We start from the raw sequence: 14,984 nt of genomic DNA, 5'->3' as shown, positions 1-14,984 counted from the left end.
AGGCACGGTGCCAAGCCACGGGGAAGAGCCATGCTGCACAGCGATCCGAACACCGACAGCCACCGCAAGATCTGGACCGCCGAGGGCGCGCGCGCCGTCTTTGACCTGCCGCTGATGGATCTGCTGTTTCAGGCGCAGACCGTGCACCGCCAGCATTTCGACCCGAACCGCGTGCAGCTGAGCCGCCTTCTGTCGATCAAGACCGGCGGCTGCCCAGAGGATTGCAGCTATTGCAGCCAGTCGGCCCGCCATGCGTCGGGCCTGTCGGCATCCAAGCTGATGGAGGTCGAGCGCGTGCTGGCCGAGGCGCGCCGCGCACGCGACGCCGGTGCCACGCGCTATTGCATGGGCGCCGCTTGGCGCAGCCCCAAGGCACGCGACATGCCGCAGATCATCGCCATGGTCGAGGGCGTCAAGGCCCTGGGGATGGAGACCTGCATGACCCTGGGCATGCTGGATGCGGACCAGTCGCGCCAGTTGGCCGATGCCGGGCTGGACTACTACAACCACAACATCGACACGTCCGAGGCGCATTACGGCAACGTCATCACTACCCGCAGCTTTGCCGACCGGCTGGATACGCTGGACACCGTCCGGCAGGCCGGGATCAAGGTCTGCTCGGGCGGCATCCTGGGTCTGGGCGAGGGGCCGCAGGACCGCGTCGACATGCTGGTGACGCTGGCCAACCTGCCGGTCGCGCCGGAAAGCGTGCCGATCAACATGCTGATCCCGGTCGAGGGCACCCCGCTGGCCGACGCCGCCCCGGTGGACCCCATCGATTTCGTGCGCATGATCGCCACCGCGCGCATCATGATGCCGCGCAGCCATGTCCGCCTGTCCGCCGGCCGCACCGCCATGTCGGACGAGATGCAGGCGATGTGCTTCTTTGCCGGGGCGAATTCGATCTTCGTGGGCGACACGCTGCTGACGAAGGACAACCCCGAGGAGGAAAGCGACATGCGCCTGTTCGCCAAGCTGGGCCTTCAGCCCATGCAGGCGCACGAACATCATCCCGACGCAGCGCGCCGGGCCGAATTGCTGGCCGCCGACCCCGCCATTCCGATCCTGCGCTAGGGCCGGGGCTGCGGCTTGGACCGGCTGACAATTTATCGACGCGACCTGCAGGGTCTGGCGGGCGATGCGCGGCTGCGCAGCCTGGCTGAGCGCCGGGGGATCGACTTTTCGTCGAACGACTATCTGGGCCTTGCGCAAAGCAACCGGATGCGTGCCGCGGTCGTGCGGGCGCTGGATGCGGGCGTTCCGGTGGGCGCGGCGGGGTCGCGCCTGCTGCGGGGCAACACCGACCAGCAGGCCGGGTTCGAGGATGCCGCCGCGCGGTTCTTCGGCGCCGAGGCGGCCTTGGGCTTTGGTGGGGGTTATGTCGCGAACTTCGCGGTCATCACCACCCTGCCGCAGCGGGGTGATCTGCTGCTGATGGATGCGCTGGCCCATGCCAGCACGCATGAGGGCGCGCGGGCCGGGCGCGCCGAGGTCGCCAGCTTTCGCCACGGCGATGTCGGCCACGCCGAGGATGTGATCACCGCATGGCGCCGCGCGGGCAACACGGGTGCGGTCTGGATCGCGGTCGAGAGCCTTTACAGCATGGACGGGGACCGGGCGCCGCTGGACGACCTGATGCGGCTGGCGGACGCGCACGGCTTTTTGCTGATCGACGAGGCGCATGCGACGGGCGTCTTCGGTCCCCGGGGGCGGGGGCTGGCCCACCACCTGGAAGGGCGCGACAACGTCGTGACGCTGCATACGCTTGGCAAGGCCCTGGGCGGGTCCGGTGCGCTGATCTGCGGGGCGCGGGTGCTGATCGATTTCCTGGTGAACCGCTGCCGGCCCTTCATCTTTGCCACCGCGCCGTCGCCGCTGATGGCGGCCGCGGGGCTGGAGGCGCTGGCGGTGCTGCAGGACGAACCGTGGCGTCAGGCGACCTTGGCCGGCCATGTTACGGCGTTCCACGACCAGATGGCGCGCCGCCTGCCGCAGGTTCCGCTGAGCGGCAGCCAGATCGTGCCGCTGATCGTCGGACCCAATGCCGAAACCATGGCGCTGGCCGCACAGGTGCAGGCGCGCGGGTTCGACGTGCGCGGCATCCGCCCTCCGACGGTGCCCGAGGGCACGTCGCGGCTGCGGGTGTCGCTGACGCTGAACGCCACGCGCGCGGATGTGCTGCGGCTGGCCGAGACGCTGGAGGACCTGTGGCCCGATTTGTGATCACAAGCACCGGCACCGATGTCGGCAAGACGGTCTTCGCGGCCGGGCTGTGCGGGCTGATCGGGGCAGAGTACTGGAAGCCGGTGCAGTCGGGGCTGGCCGGGAATGTCGAAAACGACGCCGCTTCCGCCGCCCGCGGGAATGCCGCCCAACCCGGCACCGACCGCGCCGAGGTCGAGCGGCTGTCCGGCGCCCGCACCCACCCCGAGGCCGTGCTGCTGCCCCAGCCCCTGTCGCCGCACCGGGCGGCGGAACTGGCGGGCGTCACGCTGGACCCGGCGGTCTGGACCCCGCCCGATGCCGCGCGGCTGGTGATCGAGGGGGCGGGCGGCGCGCTGGTGCCCGTCACGCGGCAGGTGCTGTTCGCGGACCTGTTTGCGCGCTGGCAGGTGCCGGTGATCGTCGTCTGTGCCACGGGGCTGGGCACGATCAGCCACAGCCTGACCGCGCTGGAGAGCCTGCGCGCGCGGGGCGTGCCGGTTCATGGCGTGGCCTTCGTCGGGCCTGCGAATGACGACAACATGGCGACCATCGGCGATCTGGGTCGGGTCAGGGTGCTGGGACGCCTGCCTTTGCTGGACCAGCTGGACAGGGACAGCCTGACCGCCGCGATGCGGGCCGCGTTTAGCGCAGGGGATTTCGCATGAGCGCCGTCTGGCATCCGTTCTTTCAGCATGGCACCGAACCGGCCCCGCCCCGGGCGGTCGGCACCCAGGGCGCGCATATCCTGACCGATCGCGGCCCGCTGCTGGACGGGATCAGCAGCTGGTGGGTGGTCACGCATGGCCACAATCAGCCCCAGATCGTGGAGGCCATCCGCGAGACCGCCGGGCGGCTGGATCAGGTGATCTTTGCCGGGCTGACCCATGACCCGGCGGAGGAGCTGGCCGAGGTGCTGGTGACGATGACGCCCGCGGGGCTGGACCACGTGTTCTACAGCGACAGCGGGTCGACCGCGGTCGAGGTCGCGTTGAAGATGGCCCTGGGCTATTGGCGCCACGAGGGCGACGGCCGCCACCGCATCGCGGTGATCGAGGACAGCTATCACGGTGACACCATCGGCACGATGAGCGTCGGAGAGCGGGGGGTCTTCAACGCCGCCTATGACCCGCTGATGTTCGGGGTGGACCGATTGCCCTTTCCCGAGGGCGACGGTGCCGCGACGCTGGCGGCGTTCGAGGCGCTGGCGGCCAGTGGGCGGATGGCGGCGATCATTCTGGAGCCGCTGGTGCTGGGCGCGGGGGGGATGCGGATGTACGCCCCCGCGGTTCTGGCCGGGCTGCGGGCGATCTGTGACCGCCACGACGTGCTGATGATCGCCGACGAGGTGATGACCGGATGGGGCCGCACCGGGCGGTTGTGGGCCTGCGATCATGCGGGCGTCGCGCCCGATATCCTGTGCACGTCCAAGGGGCTGACCGGGGGCGTGGTGCCGCTGGCGGCGACGCTGGCCAGCGGGCGGATATTCGACGCGCATCGCTCGACCGACCGGCGGCGGACCTTCTATCACTCCAGCAGCTATACCGCGAACCCGATCGCCTGCGCGGCGGCGCTGGCGCAGGTGCGGCTGTGGCAGGCAAGCCCCATGCAGGCGCGGCTGGACGCGCTGACCGCCATGCAGGCCGAACGGCTGGCGCGGCTGGACGGGCGGTTCACCAACATCCGCCAATGCGGCACCATCGCCGCCGCCGACCTGGTCGTGCCCGAGGGCGGCTATCTGTCCGAGGTCGGGCCGCGGATGCGGGCGCATTGCATGGACCGCGGCGTGCTGCTGCGTCCCCTGGGGAACACGGTCTATGTGCTGCCGCCCTATTGCGTGACGGGGGGCGACCTGGATGCGGCCTGGGAGGCCGTCACCTCATTCCAGGTCTAGGTCGACCCAGACCAGCCTGCGATGCGAGGCCAGCGCCACGGCCTCTGCCAGCGGATCGTCGGGCGCGGGCCAGACGACACCCGACGCCAGCACCGACAGCCCCTGCGCCGGCATGACGTAGTCCAGTCGCAGGTTGCCAGGCGCGCGGTCGTATTTCGCCGTATCCAGCGCCGGGTCGCCCCGCTGGCCGGCATTCGGTCCGGTCTGCGGCGGTTGCCATGCGCCGCGGGGCCGGGGGTCCTGGGTAACGGCGGCCAGCGCCGCCAGCGTGGCCGGATCGCCGTCGCCGTCCTGCGGATCGACGTTCAGGTTGCCCACGATCGCAAAGGGCGCGTCGGGAAGGTGGGTCAGCCAGAAGGTGACCTCGTCATGGTTGCGGGCGGGATTGCGATCCTCGAAGGCGGGGGGTGTCGCGGCCAGTGCCAGCAGGTGCAGCGGCCCCGCAGGCGTGTCCAGCGCCACGTCCCAATGCGCCGTGCTGGACAGGCGCTGGATGTCGGCATGGGGGCTTTCAGGCATCCGGTTGCCCGGCAGGTCGCGCCACAGCGTCGCGCTGTGATCGGTGACGCCCGCGATGGGCAGGCGCGACAGCACCGCCAGCCCCGCCTGTCCGGTGAAGGCGCCATAGCCCTGCGCATCGCGGGGCTGGCCCGCGCGCCCGTCGCCATCCAGGTCCACGCCCGTGGCCATGCCACGGTTGGACTGCGTCGCATGATGATGCGGCATCGCATGACCCTGTTCGGCCAGCAGGCCCGCGAATGCGGTCAGCGCGCGGTTGTCCAGGTCCCAGTCCAGCCCGGTCAGCAGGATCGCATCGGGCGCGGCATGGGCGATCACCTGCGCCGCGGCCACAACCTGCGGATCGTGGGCCATGATGTCGCGCAACAAAAGACCCGGCCCGTCGCGCGACAGACCGGGGTCCCAGGTGGCGATGCGCAGCGGATCGGCCGCCGCCGGGCCCGCCAGCAGCATGGCCAGGGCAAGGGCCCTTAGACCCAAGGGCGGGCCTGGGCCATCTGCGTCTCGAACGTGTCGATGGCGGGGGCCTTTTCCATCGTCAGTCCGATGTCGTCCAGGCCGTTCATCAGGCAATGCTTGCGGAACGGGTCGATGTCGAAGCCGTATTCGGTGCCGTCCGCACCGGTCACGGTCTGCGCGTCCAGATCGACGGTGATGCGGGCATTCGCGCCCTTCTCGGCATCGCGCATCAGCGCGTCGACCGCATCCTGGGGCAGGACCACCGGCAGGATGCCGTTCTTGAAGCAGTTGTTGAAGAAGATGTCCGCAAAGCTGGTCGAGACGACGCAGCGGATGCCGAAATCTAGCAGCGCCCAGGGGGCATGCTCGCGCGAGGAGCCGCAGCCGAAATTGTCGCCCGCGATCAGGATCTGGGCGTCGCGATAGGCGGGCCGGTTCAGGACGAAATCTGGGATCTCGTTCCCGTCGCGGTCATAGCGCATCTCGTCGAACAGGTTCACGCCCAAGCCGGACCGCTTGATGGTCTTCAGGAACTGCTTGGGGATGATCATGTCGGTGTCGATGTTGACCAGGGGCATGGGGGCCGCGATGCCGGTCAGGGTGGTGAACTTGTCCATGATGTCCTCAGGCCGGTTCGTGCGCGAATTCGCGGATGTCGGTCAGGCGTCCGGCGACGCCGGCGGCGGCCGCCATCGCGGGGCTCATCAGGTGGGTGCGGCCCTTGTAGCCCTGGCGCCCCTCGAAGTTGCGGTTGCTGGTCGCGGCGCAGCGTTCGCCGGGCTTCAGCTGGTCGGGGTTCATGCCCAGGCACATCGAGCAGCCGGCCAGCCGCCATTCAAAGCCCGCGTCGATGAAGATGCGGTCCAGCCCTTCCTCCTCGGCCATGGCGCGGACCAGGCCCGATCCCGGCACGACCATGCCGCGCACGCCCGGCGCCAGCTTGCGCCCGCGCAGCACGTCGGCGGCCGCGCGCAGGTCCTCGATCCGGCCGTTGGTGCAGGATCCGATGAAGACCGCGTCGATGGCGATGTCGGTCAGCGGCGTGCCTGCAGTCAGGCCCATATAGTCCAGCGACCGGCGCGCGGCATCGACCTTGCCGCCCGCAAAGCTTTCCGGGTCGGGCACGGATGCCGTGATCGGCAGCGCGTCTTCGGGGCTGGTGCCCCAAGTGACGGTCGGCGCGATGTCCTCGGCGCGGATGGTCAGGACCTTGTCGAAATGCGCGCCGTCGTCCGAGAAGAGCGTCTTCCACCAGGCGACGGCGGCCTCCCATTGGGCGCCCTTGGGCGCATGGGGACGGCCCTTGACGTAATTGAACGTGACCTCGTCCGGGGCGATCAGGCCGGCGCGGGCGCCGCCCTCGATCGCCATGTTGCAGATGGTCATGCGGCCTTCCATCGACAGGTTGCGGATCGCCTCTCCGCAATATTCGATGACATGGCCGGTGCCGCCCGCGGTGCCGGTCTCGGCGATGATGCGCAGGACGATGTCCTTGGCGGTCACGCCGGGGGCCAGGCGGCCGGTGATCTCGACCTTCATGTTCTTGGACTTGCCCTGGATCAGGGTCTGGGTGGCCAGCACATGCTCGACCTCGGACGTGCCGATGCCGTGGGCCAGCGCGCCGAAGGCGCCGTGGGTTGCGGTATGGCTGTCGCCGCAGACGACGGTCATGCCGGGCAGGGTCCAGCCCTGTTCGGGGCCGACGATGTGCACGATGCCCTGGCGGATGTCGTTCACCGGGTAATAGACCACCCCGAATTCACGGGCGTTGCGGTCCAGCGCATCCACTTGGATGCGGCTTTCCTCGTTGTCGATGCCGGTCTGGCGGTCCAGCGTGGTGGGCACGTTGTGATCAGGCACGGCGATGGTGCGTTCGGGCGCGCGGACCGGGCGGCCGGTCATGCGCAGCCCCTCGAAGGCCTGCGGGCTGGTCACCTCGTGGACCAGGTGGCGGTCGATATACAGAAGGCAGGTGCCGTCTTCCTGGCGGTCCACCACATGGGCGTCCCAGATCTTGTCGTAAAGCGTGCGTGCAGGGGTCATGGCTGAGGTCTTTCGGCTGTGATGCAGGAAGGGTGACGGTCGGGCAGCCGTCAGCCCTGCGCGGTCACGCCCAGCATCTCGCCGTAGAAGCGGCCCGGCAGGCGCGCGCGGTCATGAATGTCGAAATAGCGCATCATTGGGCCAGATTAGGCCAGCATCCGCCTGCTGGCAAGCGCGCGCATGTCAAGGAAAATGCCGCGAGAGATTGAGACGGGCCGAAAAGATGCTATGTTGGGTGAACCCCTGCGCCGGGGGCTATCGGCGCGCGGATCGGAGGACTACACCCTGTCACAAGACGCCCCGTCGGCCGGTCGGCCGACCTCGACCCAGCAGACCAGCCAGCATACCAGTGACGACATGCTGGCCTTGGTGCTGAATTCCCTTGATGACGACAAGGCCGAGGAGGTCGTCTGCATCGACCTGCGCGGTCGCACGGCCATTGCCGACCACATGGTCATCGCCTCGGGGCGCAGCTCGCGTCAGGTGGGCGCCATCGCGGAGAAGCTGGCCGAGCGCGTAAAGCAGGTCACCGGCCGCAGCCCGCGGATCGAGGGCAAGGATGCCGGCGACTGGGTGCTGATCGACACGGACGACGTGATCGTCCACGTGTTCCGCCCCGAGGTCCGCGACTTCTATCAACTGGAAAAGATGTGGCTGCCCGCCGATGCGCTGGCCCGCGTGCGCGAACCCGCCCAACCGTCCAGCTATCAGCCGCAGGACTGATCCGCCGCGATGCGGATCGACATCGCCGCCGTGGGGCGGCTGAAGACCGGCCCCGAGGCGGCGCTGGTCGCCGATTACCTGCAGCGCTTTGCCAAGACCGGCCGCAGCCTGGGGCTGCCGGCCGTGTCCGTCGTCGAGGTCGAGGATCGCCGCGCCGGCACCATGGCCGCCGAGGCAGAGCTGCTGTCCCGCGCCATCCCGCCCGGCGCGGCGGTGGTGATGATGGACGAACGCGGCGATCAGCCGACCTCTCCCGAATTCGCCGCGCGGCTGGCGGACTGGCGCGACCAGGCGCGCGACGTGTGCTTCGTGATCGGCGGCGCGGACGGGCTGGACCCGTCGTTGCGGGCGCGGGCCGACTGGCAGATCAGCCTGGGCCGGATGGTCTGGCCGCATCTGCTGGTCCGCGTGATGCTGGCCGAACAGCTGTACCGCGCCGCCACGATCCTGGCCGGGTCGCCCTATCACCGGGCATAGGGGCACCGGGCATAGGGGGGCACCGGGCGTGGGCGGGCTTGGTTGCCGCCGCCGCCCGCGAGGCGTAAGTAAGGGCAAAACCGCGAGGCTCCGATGACCAAACCCGTGATCCTGTGCATTCTGGACGGCTGGGGCCAGTCCACCCGACCCGAACAAAGCGCCCCGGACCGGGCGGCGACCCCGAATTTCGACCGTCTGATGCGCGACTGTCCCCATGCGACGCTGGTGACGCACGGTCCCGACGTGGGCCTGCCGCGCGGCCAGATGGGCAATTCCGAGGTGGGTCACACGAATATCGGCGCCGGACGCGTGGTCGCGATGGATCTGGGCGCGATCGATCTTGCGATCGAGGATGGCAGCTTCGGCCGCAACGCGCCGCTGCTGGCGTTCATCGACCGGCTGAAGGCCACGGGCGGGACCGCGCATCTTCTGGGCGTCGTCTCGGATGGCGGTGTTCACGGTCATATCGTCCACGTGCTGGCCGCAGCGCGCGCGGTGGCCCAAGCAGGCGTGCCGGTGGTGATCCACGCGATCACCGACGGCCGCGACGTGGCCCCCGATTCGGCACCGGGCTTCCTGGCCACGCTGCAGGACGGGCTGCCTGCGGGGGCGCGGATCGGAACGGTGATCGGTCGCTATTACGCACTGGATCGCGACAGCCGCTGGGACCGGGTGCAGCGCGCGTTCGACGCCGTCGTCGCCGGACAGGGAGAGGCTGCGCCGGACGCCGCGTCCGCCATCGCCACGGCCCATGCGCGCGGCGAGATGGACGAGTTCGTGCCGCCCTTCGTCATCGGTGGCTATGCGGGTGCGCGGGATGGGGACGGGGTCTTCTGCCTGAATTTCCGCGCCGACCGCGCGCGTGAAATCCTGTCTGCCCTGGGCGATCCCGTCTTCGACGGCTTTGACGCCGCCGCACGCCCGGCCTGGGCCGCGATGCTGGGCATGGTCGATTATTCGACGCGCCACGACAGCTTCATGCAGGCGGCCTTTCCCAAGCGGCAGGTGCAGAACACCCTGGGGGCCTGGGTCGCGGCCAAGGGCCTGCGCCAGTTCCGCCTGGCCGAGACCGAGAAATACCCCCACGTGACCTTCTTCCTGAACGGCGGCAAGGAAACGCCCGAACCGGGCGAGGATCGCCACATGCCGCAAAGCCCCAAGGTCGCCACCTATGACCTGGCGCCCGAGATGGCGTCCGTCGAGGTTACCGACAGGCTGGTCCAGGTCATCGGTCAGGGCTACGATCTGATCGTGGTGAACTATGCCAATCCCGACATGGTCGGCCATACCGGCGATCTGGACGCGGCCGCCCGCGCCTGCGAGGCGGTGGATCGCGGTCTGGGCCGGATGCTTGCCGCGCTGGACGCGGTCGGGGGGGCGGCGGTGATCTGCGCCGATCACGGCAATTGCGAACAGATGATCGACCCGGTGACGGGCGGGCCGCATACCGCGCACACGCTGAACCCGGTCCCGGTCATCGTCTATGGCGCGCCGGGCGTCACGGGGCTGCGCGACGGGCGCCTGGCCGATCTGGCGCCGACGGTTCTGGCGCTGATGGGGCTGGACCAGCCCTCCGACATGACCGGGGAAAGCCTGATCGTCCGATGAGAACCCGCCTTGCCCTGGCGCTCTGCGCCGCCCTTGCCGGTCCGGCCCTTGCGCAGACCACCCCCGCCAACCAGGCGGTTGCGGATGCCGAGGCTGCCGCGGCCCTGCTGCGCGCGGCCATCGGCCAGCTGGCCGAGGCGGTCAGCGCCGACGACCAGGTGGTGGCCCTGACCGAGGTCATTCGCGGATACGAGCTGGGCCTGGCCGCCCTGCGCGGCGGCCTGCGCCAGGCCAGCGGCCGCGAGGCCGAACTGCGCGACCGGTTCGAGGCGCAGCGCGACCAGCTGGCACGCGTCCTGGGCGCGATGACCGCGCTGCAGCAAAGCCCCGAATCGACGATGCTGCTGCATCCGGCGGGGGCGCTGGCCAATGCGCGGTCGGGGATGATCCTGTCGGGCGTCACCCCCGGCCTGCGGGCCGAGGCCGAGGCCCTGCAGGCCGATCTGGACGAGATCGCCACCGTCCGCCAGCTGCAGTCGAACGCCGCCGGCATGCTGGGGAGCGGCCTGGACAGCGTCCAGGAGGCGCGCCGCCTGCTGGCCAGCGCCGTGACGGACCGCAGCTCGATGCCCGCGCGATATGCCGAAGACCCCGAGGAGCTGCAGGCCCTGCGCGCCGCTGCGCAGAGCCTGGACGATTTCGCGACCGGCATCGCGCGGATGGAAAAGGACGTGGGCGCGCCCATGGACGATTTCGAGGGCGCGCGCGGCAGCCTGGCCCTGCCGGTGGTGGGGACCGTGCTGCGCCCCTATCGGGAGCCGGACGCGGCGGGGGTCAGCCGACCGGGCTGGGTGATCGCCACCGCCCCCGCGGCGCTGGTGCAGACGCCCTGGCCTGCGACGATCCGCTATCGGGGGCCGTTCCTGGATTACGGCAATGTGATGATCGTCGAGCCCGCGCGCGGCTATCTAATGATCTTCGCAGGCCTGTCCCAGGTCTTCGGAGAAGTGGGCGACGTCTTGAAGGCGGGCGATCCGGTGGGCTTGATGGGGGGCGCGGAAGCCCCCGCCCAGGAGTTCGGATCGCAATTCGTCGCCGATGCCGCCCAGGGCGCCGAGGCCGGACGCAGCGAGACGCTGTATCTGGAACTGCGCCAGGGCAATGAAACGCTGGACCCCGCCGACTGGTTCGTGCTGAATCCCGTCGTCGACCCGCAACAGGACTGAGGCAGGAAAGACCGCCATGAGACATTATCTGATCGCAGGCCTGGGGGGCGTTCTGGCCGGAGCCCTGGCCACCACCCAGATCGCCGGTCCGCTGCTGGCGCAGGAGACGGCCGAGGGGAATGCCTCGGTCTATCAGCAGCTGGAGCTGTTCGGGAACATCTTCGAGCGCATCCGCACCGACTATGTCGAGGCACCCGAGGACAAGGAGCTGATCGAGGCCGCCATCAACGGCATGCTGACCTCGCTTGACCCGCATTCCAGCTTCCTGTCGGCCGACGATTATTCCGACATGCAGACCCAGACCCGCGGCAGCTTTGGCGGCCTCGGGATCGAGGTCAGCCAGGAGGAGGGTCTGGTCAAGGTCGTAGCGCCCATCGACGATACGCCCGCCGCGAATGCGGGCATCCAGCCGGGCGACTTCATCACCCACGTGAACGGCGAATCGCTGCTGGGCCTGCCTTTGGACGACGCGGTCGAGATGATGCGCGGCCCGATCGGGTCCGAGATCACCATCACCGTCCTGCGCGAGGGCGAGAGCGAGCCGTTCGACCTGACCATGTCGCGCGACACGATCAAGCTGACCGTGGTGCGCAGCCGCGTCGAGGGCCATGCGGTCGTGCTGCGGGTGTCCACCTTCAACGACGAGACCTATGACACGCTGCAGGCGGAACTGAAGAAGGCCGTCGAGGAAGCCGGCGGCATCGACCGGGTCACCGGTTTCGTGCTGGACCTGCGCAACAACCCCGGCGGCCTGCTGAACCAGGCGATCAGCGTCAGCGACGCCTTTCTGGATGCCGGAGAGATCGTCAGCACCCGCGGCCGCAACCCGGAAGAAAGCGAACGCTGGAACGCCGAGGCGGGCGATCTGGCCGAGGGCAAGCCGATGGTCGTGCTGATCAACGGCGGTTCGGCCAGCGCGTCGGAAATCGTCGCGGGTGCCTTGCAGGACCACCGCCGCGCCATCGTCGTGGGCGAAAAGTCCTTTGGCAAGGGTTCGGTCCAGACGGTCATGCCGGTGACCGCCGACAGCGCCATCCGCCTGACCACGGCGCGGTACTTCACCCCGTCGGGCCGGTCGATCCAGGCCCTGGGCGTGCAGCCCGACATCCTGGTCGCCCAGCCCGCCCCGGCCCCCGAGGTCGAGGAGGAGGAAGCCCGCAGCAACAGCGACTTCAGCCGGTCCGAGGCCGACCTGCGCGGTGCCCTGGGCAACGATGTCAGCGACGAGATGCGCAAGCAGATGGAGGAGGAGGCCGCCGAGGTCGAGGCCACCGCCGCGCTGCGCGAGGAGGACTATCAGCTGGCCTATGCGGTCGACGTGCTGAAGGGTCTGGCCGCGGTGAACTTCCGCGCCGACCAGGTGCCTGCCGCGGAGACGCCCGCGGTCACCGGTGAAGGTGCGGGCGAGGGGGCCGAGGCCGCCCCGGACCAGGGCTGATCCGATGGACGGACGCATGGGGCCGGGCGGCCTGCCGTACCGGCCCTGCGCCGGCGTGGTGCTGATCGACGACCGGGGCCTGGTCTTTGCCGGGCGCCGGATCGACCGCAGCCCCGACCAGCCGCCTGCGTGGCAGATGCCCCAGGGCGGCATCGACGAGGGGGAGACCCCGCGCGAGGCCGCACTGCGCGAGCTGACCGAGGAGACGGGCATCGACCCATCGCTGGTCGAGGTGCTGGACGAGACGCCCGACTGGGTCTTCTACGACCTGCCGCCCGAGATGGTCGGCCGGATCTGGAAGGGCCGTTATGGCGGGCAGTGCCAAAAATGGCTGGCGCTGCGGTTCCTGGGCCAGGACACCGACATCCGCATCGATACCGCCCACCCCGAGTTCGACCAGTGGCGGTGGATGCGGGCCGAGGACGTGCTGGACAGCATCGTGCCCTTCAAGCGCGCCGTCTATGCCGAGGTGCTGGGCGCGTTCCACCCTCATCTGGCCTAGGACGCGGGCCAGCGATCCTCCAGGATCAGCTCGTCCAGCGGCAGGCGCGCCGCCCAGCCCCGGCTTTGCAATTCGGGCTGGCGGTACAGTTCGGTGACATGGCCGATGCACAGATAGGCCACCGGCACGACATGGTCGGGCAGGTGCAGCAGGCCGCGAAGGTCGTCGGGCCGGAAGATGCTGACCCAGCCCACCCCGATGCCTTCGGCCCGCGCGGCCAGCCACAGGTTCTGCACCGCGCAGGCGGTGGAATAGAGGTCGGTTGCCGGGTCATGGGTGCGGCCCAGCACATGCGCGCCGCCCCGGGTCCGGTCGCAGGTGATGCACAGGTTGACCGGCGCCTGCAGGATCCCCTCCAGCTTCAGCGACGAATACAGCGCCTTGCGGTCGGGAAAGCGGTCGGCGGCCTCGGCATTGGCCGATGCGAAGGCGTCATGGATGCGGCCGCGCAGTGCCGCGTCGCGGATCAGGATGAAGTTCCAGGGCTGTGACAGCCCGACGGACGGCGCGTCATGCGCCGCCTGCAGCAGGCGGCGCAGGGTCGCGGGGTCGACCGGGTCGGGGCGGAACTGACCCCGCACGTCGCGGCGTTCGCGGATCGCGCGATAGACCGCCGCGCGCTCCGCGTTCGAAAACAGCCCCGCCGGGGCAAGGCCGCAGGCATCGGTCACCGGCGCAGCTGGTCCAGCAGGATCGAGGTCGGATAGCCGTCCGGCGTCACGCCGATGGACCGCTGGAAGGCCGAGACCGATTCCATTGTGGCCGAACCGAACAGGCCGTCGATCTCTCCCTGATAGAAGCCGCGCTGTGCCAGGCGCTGCTGGATCTCCTGGCGTTCGGCGGTGGACAGGGTGCGGTCCTGGCGCGGCCAGGCGCCTTGGATGCCCGGACGGCCCGCGATGCGCTCCGCCAGGTAGGACACGCCCAGGGCGTAGTTGTCCGAGTTGTTGTAGCGCAGGATCGACCGGAAGTTGTCGGTGATGAAGAACGCAGGCCCCCGCGCCCCCGCCGGCATGATGATCGAGCCGTTGCCCGCCGGCAGCCCGCCGCCCGACATGGTGCGCACGCCCTGTGCTGACCAGTCGCCGGCCGACCGCCGGGTGCCCTTGCCGATCAGGCCCATGTTGAAGTTGGCGGGCAGGCGGACCTCGGCGCCCCAGGTCGCGCCGCGCTGCCAGCCGCTGCGCGCCAGATAGGCCGCGGTCGAGGCCAGCGAATCGGTCGGGTCCTCGGACCAGATGTCGCGGCGGCCGTCGCCGTTGAAGTCGACCGCGTATTCCAGATAGGAGGTCGGCATGAACTGGGTATGCCCCATCGCGCCCGCCCAGCTGCCCAGCATGTGCTGGGGATCGGTGTCGCCCGCCTGAAGGATCTGCAGGGCGGCGATCAGCTGGTTCTGGAACATCTCTCCGCGGCGGCCGTCATAGGCCAGCGTCGCCAGCGACGGGATGATCTGCATCCTGCCGCGGTTGGCGCCGAAGTTCGATTCCATCCCCCAGACCGCCAGCACGATCTCGCGCGGGACGCCGTACTGCGCCTCGATCCGGGACAGAACGGGCGACAGCTGCGCCAGCTTCTGGCGGCCGGTGGTGATGCGCACGTCCGACACGGCGCTGTCCAGGTACAGCCAGACGGGGCGCGAGAATTCGGCTTGGCGGCGGTCCAGGCGGATCACCTCGGGGTTGTAGCGGGCCAACGCCATGGCGCGGTCATAGGTCGGGCCCGACACGCCCGACGACAGGGCGCGGGCGCGGAACTGCTGGACGAACCGCTGCAGGCCGGCCTCGTCGCCGGGATTGGCGGGCGGGATCGGGGTCACGGTCACGTCGGCGGGCGCGCGGGGGCCGCCCGCGGCGGGCATGCGCGACATCGGCGATGCACAGGCGGCCAGCGCGCCGATCAGGGTGGTGGACAGAAGAATGCGGGAAAAGCTCATTATGGATCGCCTGTTTT

The 14,984-nt window shown here is 69.7% G+C and carries 15 protein-coding genes; 10 read left to right on the top strand and 5 right to left on the bottom strand.

Annotated elements, in window-relative coordinates:
- Window positions 1-30 precede the first annotated feature (30 nt).
- Genes bioB through FHD67_RS03555 form a run of 4 tightly spaced genes read left to right on the top strand, consistent with a single transcriptional unit; the run spans window position 31 to window position 4,096 of the window.
- Entirely contained in the window at window positions 31-1,074 is a 1,044-nt protein-coding gene (gene bioB, locus FHD67_RS03570) for a biotin synthase BioB (RefSeq protein ID WP_046000679.1), read from the top strand.
- Between the two features lie 15 nt (window positions 1,075-1,089).
- Window positions 1,090-2,223: an 8-amino-7-oxononanoate synthase gene (locus FHD67_RS03565; RefSeq protein ID WP_246071210.1), complete on the top strand. Its 1,134-nt coding sequence runs from the start codon at window positions 1,090-1,092 to the stop codon at window positions 2,221-2,223.
- Entirely contained in the window at window positions 2,220-2,870 is a 651-nt protein-coding gene (bioD, locus tag FHD67_RS03560; RefSeq protein WP_246071208.1) for an ATP-dependent dethiobiotin synthetase BioD, read from the top strand. The genes FHD67_RS03565 and bioD overlap by 4 nt, the downstream gene beginning before the upstream one ends.
- Window positions 2,867-4,096, top strand: coding sequence for an adenosylmethionine--8-amino-7-oxononanoate transaminase (locus tag FHD67_RS03555; RefSeq protein WP_139597829.1), 1,230 nt, complete (start codon window positions 2,867-2,869; stop codon window positions 4,094-4,096). Before bioD ends, FHD67_RS03555 begins: the two co-directional genes overlap by 4 nt.
- Here the strand turns inward: FHD67_RS03555 and FHD67_RS03550 are convergent.
- From FHD67_RS03550 to leuC, 3 genes are read right to left on the bottom strand one after another with little or no spacing between them, the layout of a single operon-like run.
- Window positions 4,082-5,068, bottom strand: coding sequence for an endonuclease/exonuclease/phosphatase family protein (locus tag FHD67_RS03550; RefSeq protein WP_139597828.1), 987 nt, complete (start codon window positions 5,066-5,068; stop codon window positions 4,082-4,084). The genes FHD67_RS03555 and FHD67_RS03550 overlap by 15 nt on opposite strands.
- Window positions 5,069-5,085: 17 nt before the next feature.
- Window positions 5,086-5,691, bottom strand: a complete 606-nt coding sequence (gene leuD, locus FHD67_RS03545; protein WP_046000684.1) for a 3-isopropylmalate dehydratase small subunit — start codon at window positions 5,689-5,691, stop codon at window positions 5,086-5,088.
- A gap of 7 nt (window positions 5,692-5,698) precedes the next feature.
- Window positions 5,699-7,117 (bottom strand): 3-isopropylmalate dehydratase large subunit, encoded by a 1,419-nt coding sequence (gene leuC, locus FHD67_RS03540; protein ID WP_139597827.1) that lies wholly within the window; start codon window positions 7,115-7,117, stop codon window positions 5,699-5,701.
- Window positions 7,118-7,474: 357 nt separating this feature from the next.
- On the opposite strand from leuC, the gene rsfS reads away from it, so the two are divergent.
- The 6 genes from rsfS to FHD67_RS03510 all read left to right on the top strand — a co-directional run bounded on the left by rsfS (window position 7,475) and on the right by FHD67_RS03510 (window position 13,031).
- Window positions 7,475-7,840: a ribosome silencing factor gene (gene rsfS, locus FHD67_RS03535; protein WP_246071217.1), complete on the top strand. Its 366-nt coding sequence runs from the start codon at window positions 7,475-7,477 to the stop codon at window positions 7,838-7,840.
- A 9-nt stretch (window positions 7,841-7,849) separates the two neighbouring features.
- Window positions 7,850-8,317, top strand: coding sequence for a 23S rRNA (pseudouridine(1915)-N(3))-methyltransferase RlmH (gene rlmH, locus FHD67_RS03530; RefSeq protein WP_045982811.1), 468 nt, complete (start codon window positions 7,850-7,852; stop codon window positions 8,315-8,317).
- 93 nt (window positions 8,318-8,410) lie between these two features.
- Window positions 8,411-9,925: a 2,3-bisphosphoglycerate-independent phosphoglycerate mutase gene (gpmI, locus tag FHD67_RS03525; RefSeq protein ID WP_139597825.1), complete on the top strand. Its 1,515-nt coding sequence runs from the start codon at window positions 8,411-8,413 to the stop codon at window positions 9,923-9,925.
- On the top strand, window positions 9,922-11,091 hold the full coding sequence (locus tag FHD67_RS03520) for a murein hydrolase activator EnvC family protein (protein WP_045982813.1): 1,170 nt from the start codon (window positions 9,922-9,924) through the stop codon (window positions 11,089-11,091). The genes gpmI and FHD67_RS03520 overlap by 4 nt, the downstream gene beginning before the upstream one ends.
- A gap of 16 nt (window positions 11,092-11,107) precedes the next feature.
- On the top strand, window positions 11,108-12,529 hold the full coding sequence (locus tag FHD67_RS03515) for a S41 family peptidase (protein ID WP_046000687.1): 1,422 nt from the start codon (window positions 11,108-11,110) through the stop codon (window positions 12,527-12,529).
- Window positions 12,530-12,533: 4 nt separating this feature from the next.
- Window positions 12,534-13,031 (top strand): RNA pyrophosphohydrolase, encoded by a 498-nt coding sequence (locus tag FHD67_RS03510; RefSeq protein ID WP_046000688.1) that lies wholly within the window; start codon window positions 12,534-12,536, stop codon window positions 13,029-13,031.
- Here FHD67_RS03510 and bluB read toward each other — a convergent pair.
- Window positions 13,028-13,702: a 5,6-dimethylbenzimidazole synthase gene (gene bluB / locus FHD67_RS03505; RefSeq protein WP_139597824.1), complete on the bottom strand. Its 675-nt coding sequence runs from the start codon at window positions 13,700-13,702 to the stop codon at window positions 13,028-13,030. The genes FHD67_RS03510 and bluB overlap by 4 nt on opposite strands.
- The gene (locus FHD67_RS03500; RefSeq protein ID WP_046000690.1) at window positions 13,699-14,967 is read right to left on the bottom strand and encodes a lytic murein transglycosylase; all 1,269 of its coding nucleotides are present in this window, start codon (window positions 14,965-14,967) and stop codon (window positions 13,699-13,701) included. The genes bluB and FHD67_RS03500 overlap by 4 nt, the downstream gene beginning before the upstream one ends.
- Window positions 14,968-14,984: the final 17 nt, after the last annotated feature.

It is taken from the genome of Paracoccus haeundaensis (genome assembly GCF_006239215.1).
GTDB lineage: Bacteria > Pseudomonadota > Alphaproteobacteria > Rhodobacterales > Rhodobacteraceae > Paracoccus > Paracoccus marcusii.
The sequence above is the reverse complement of the archived record's forward strand: the minus strand, read 5'-3'. Positions and strand labels throughout refer to the sequence as shown.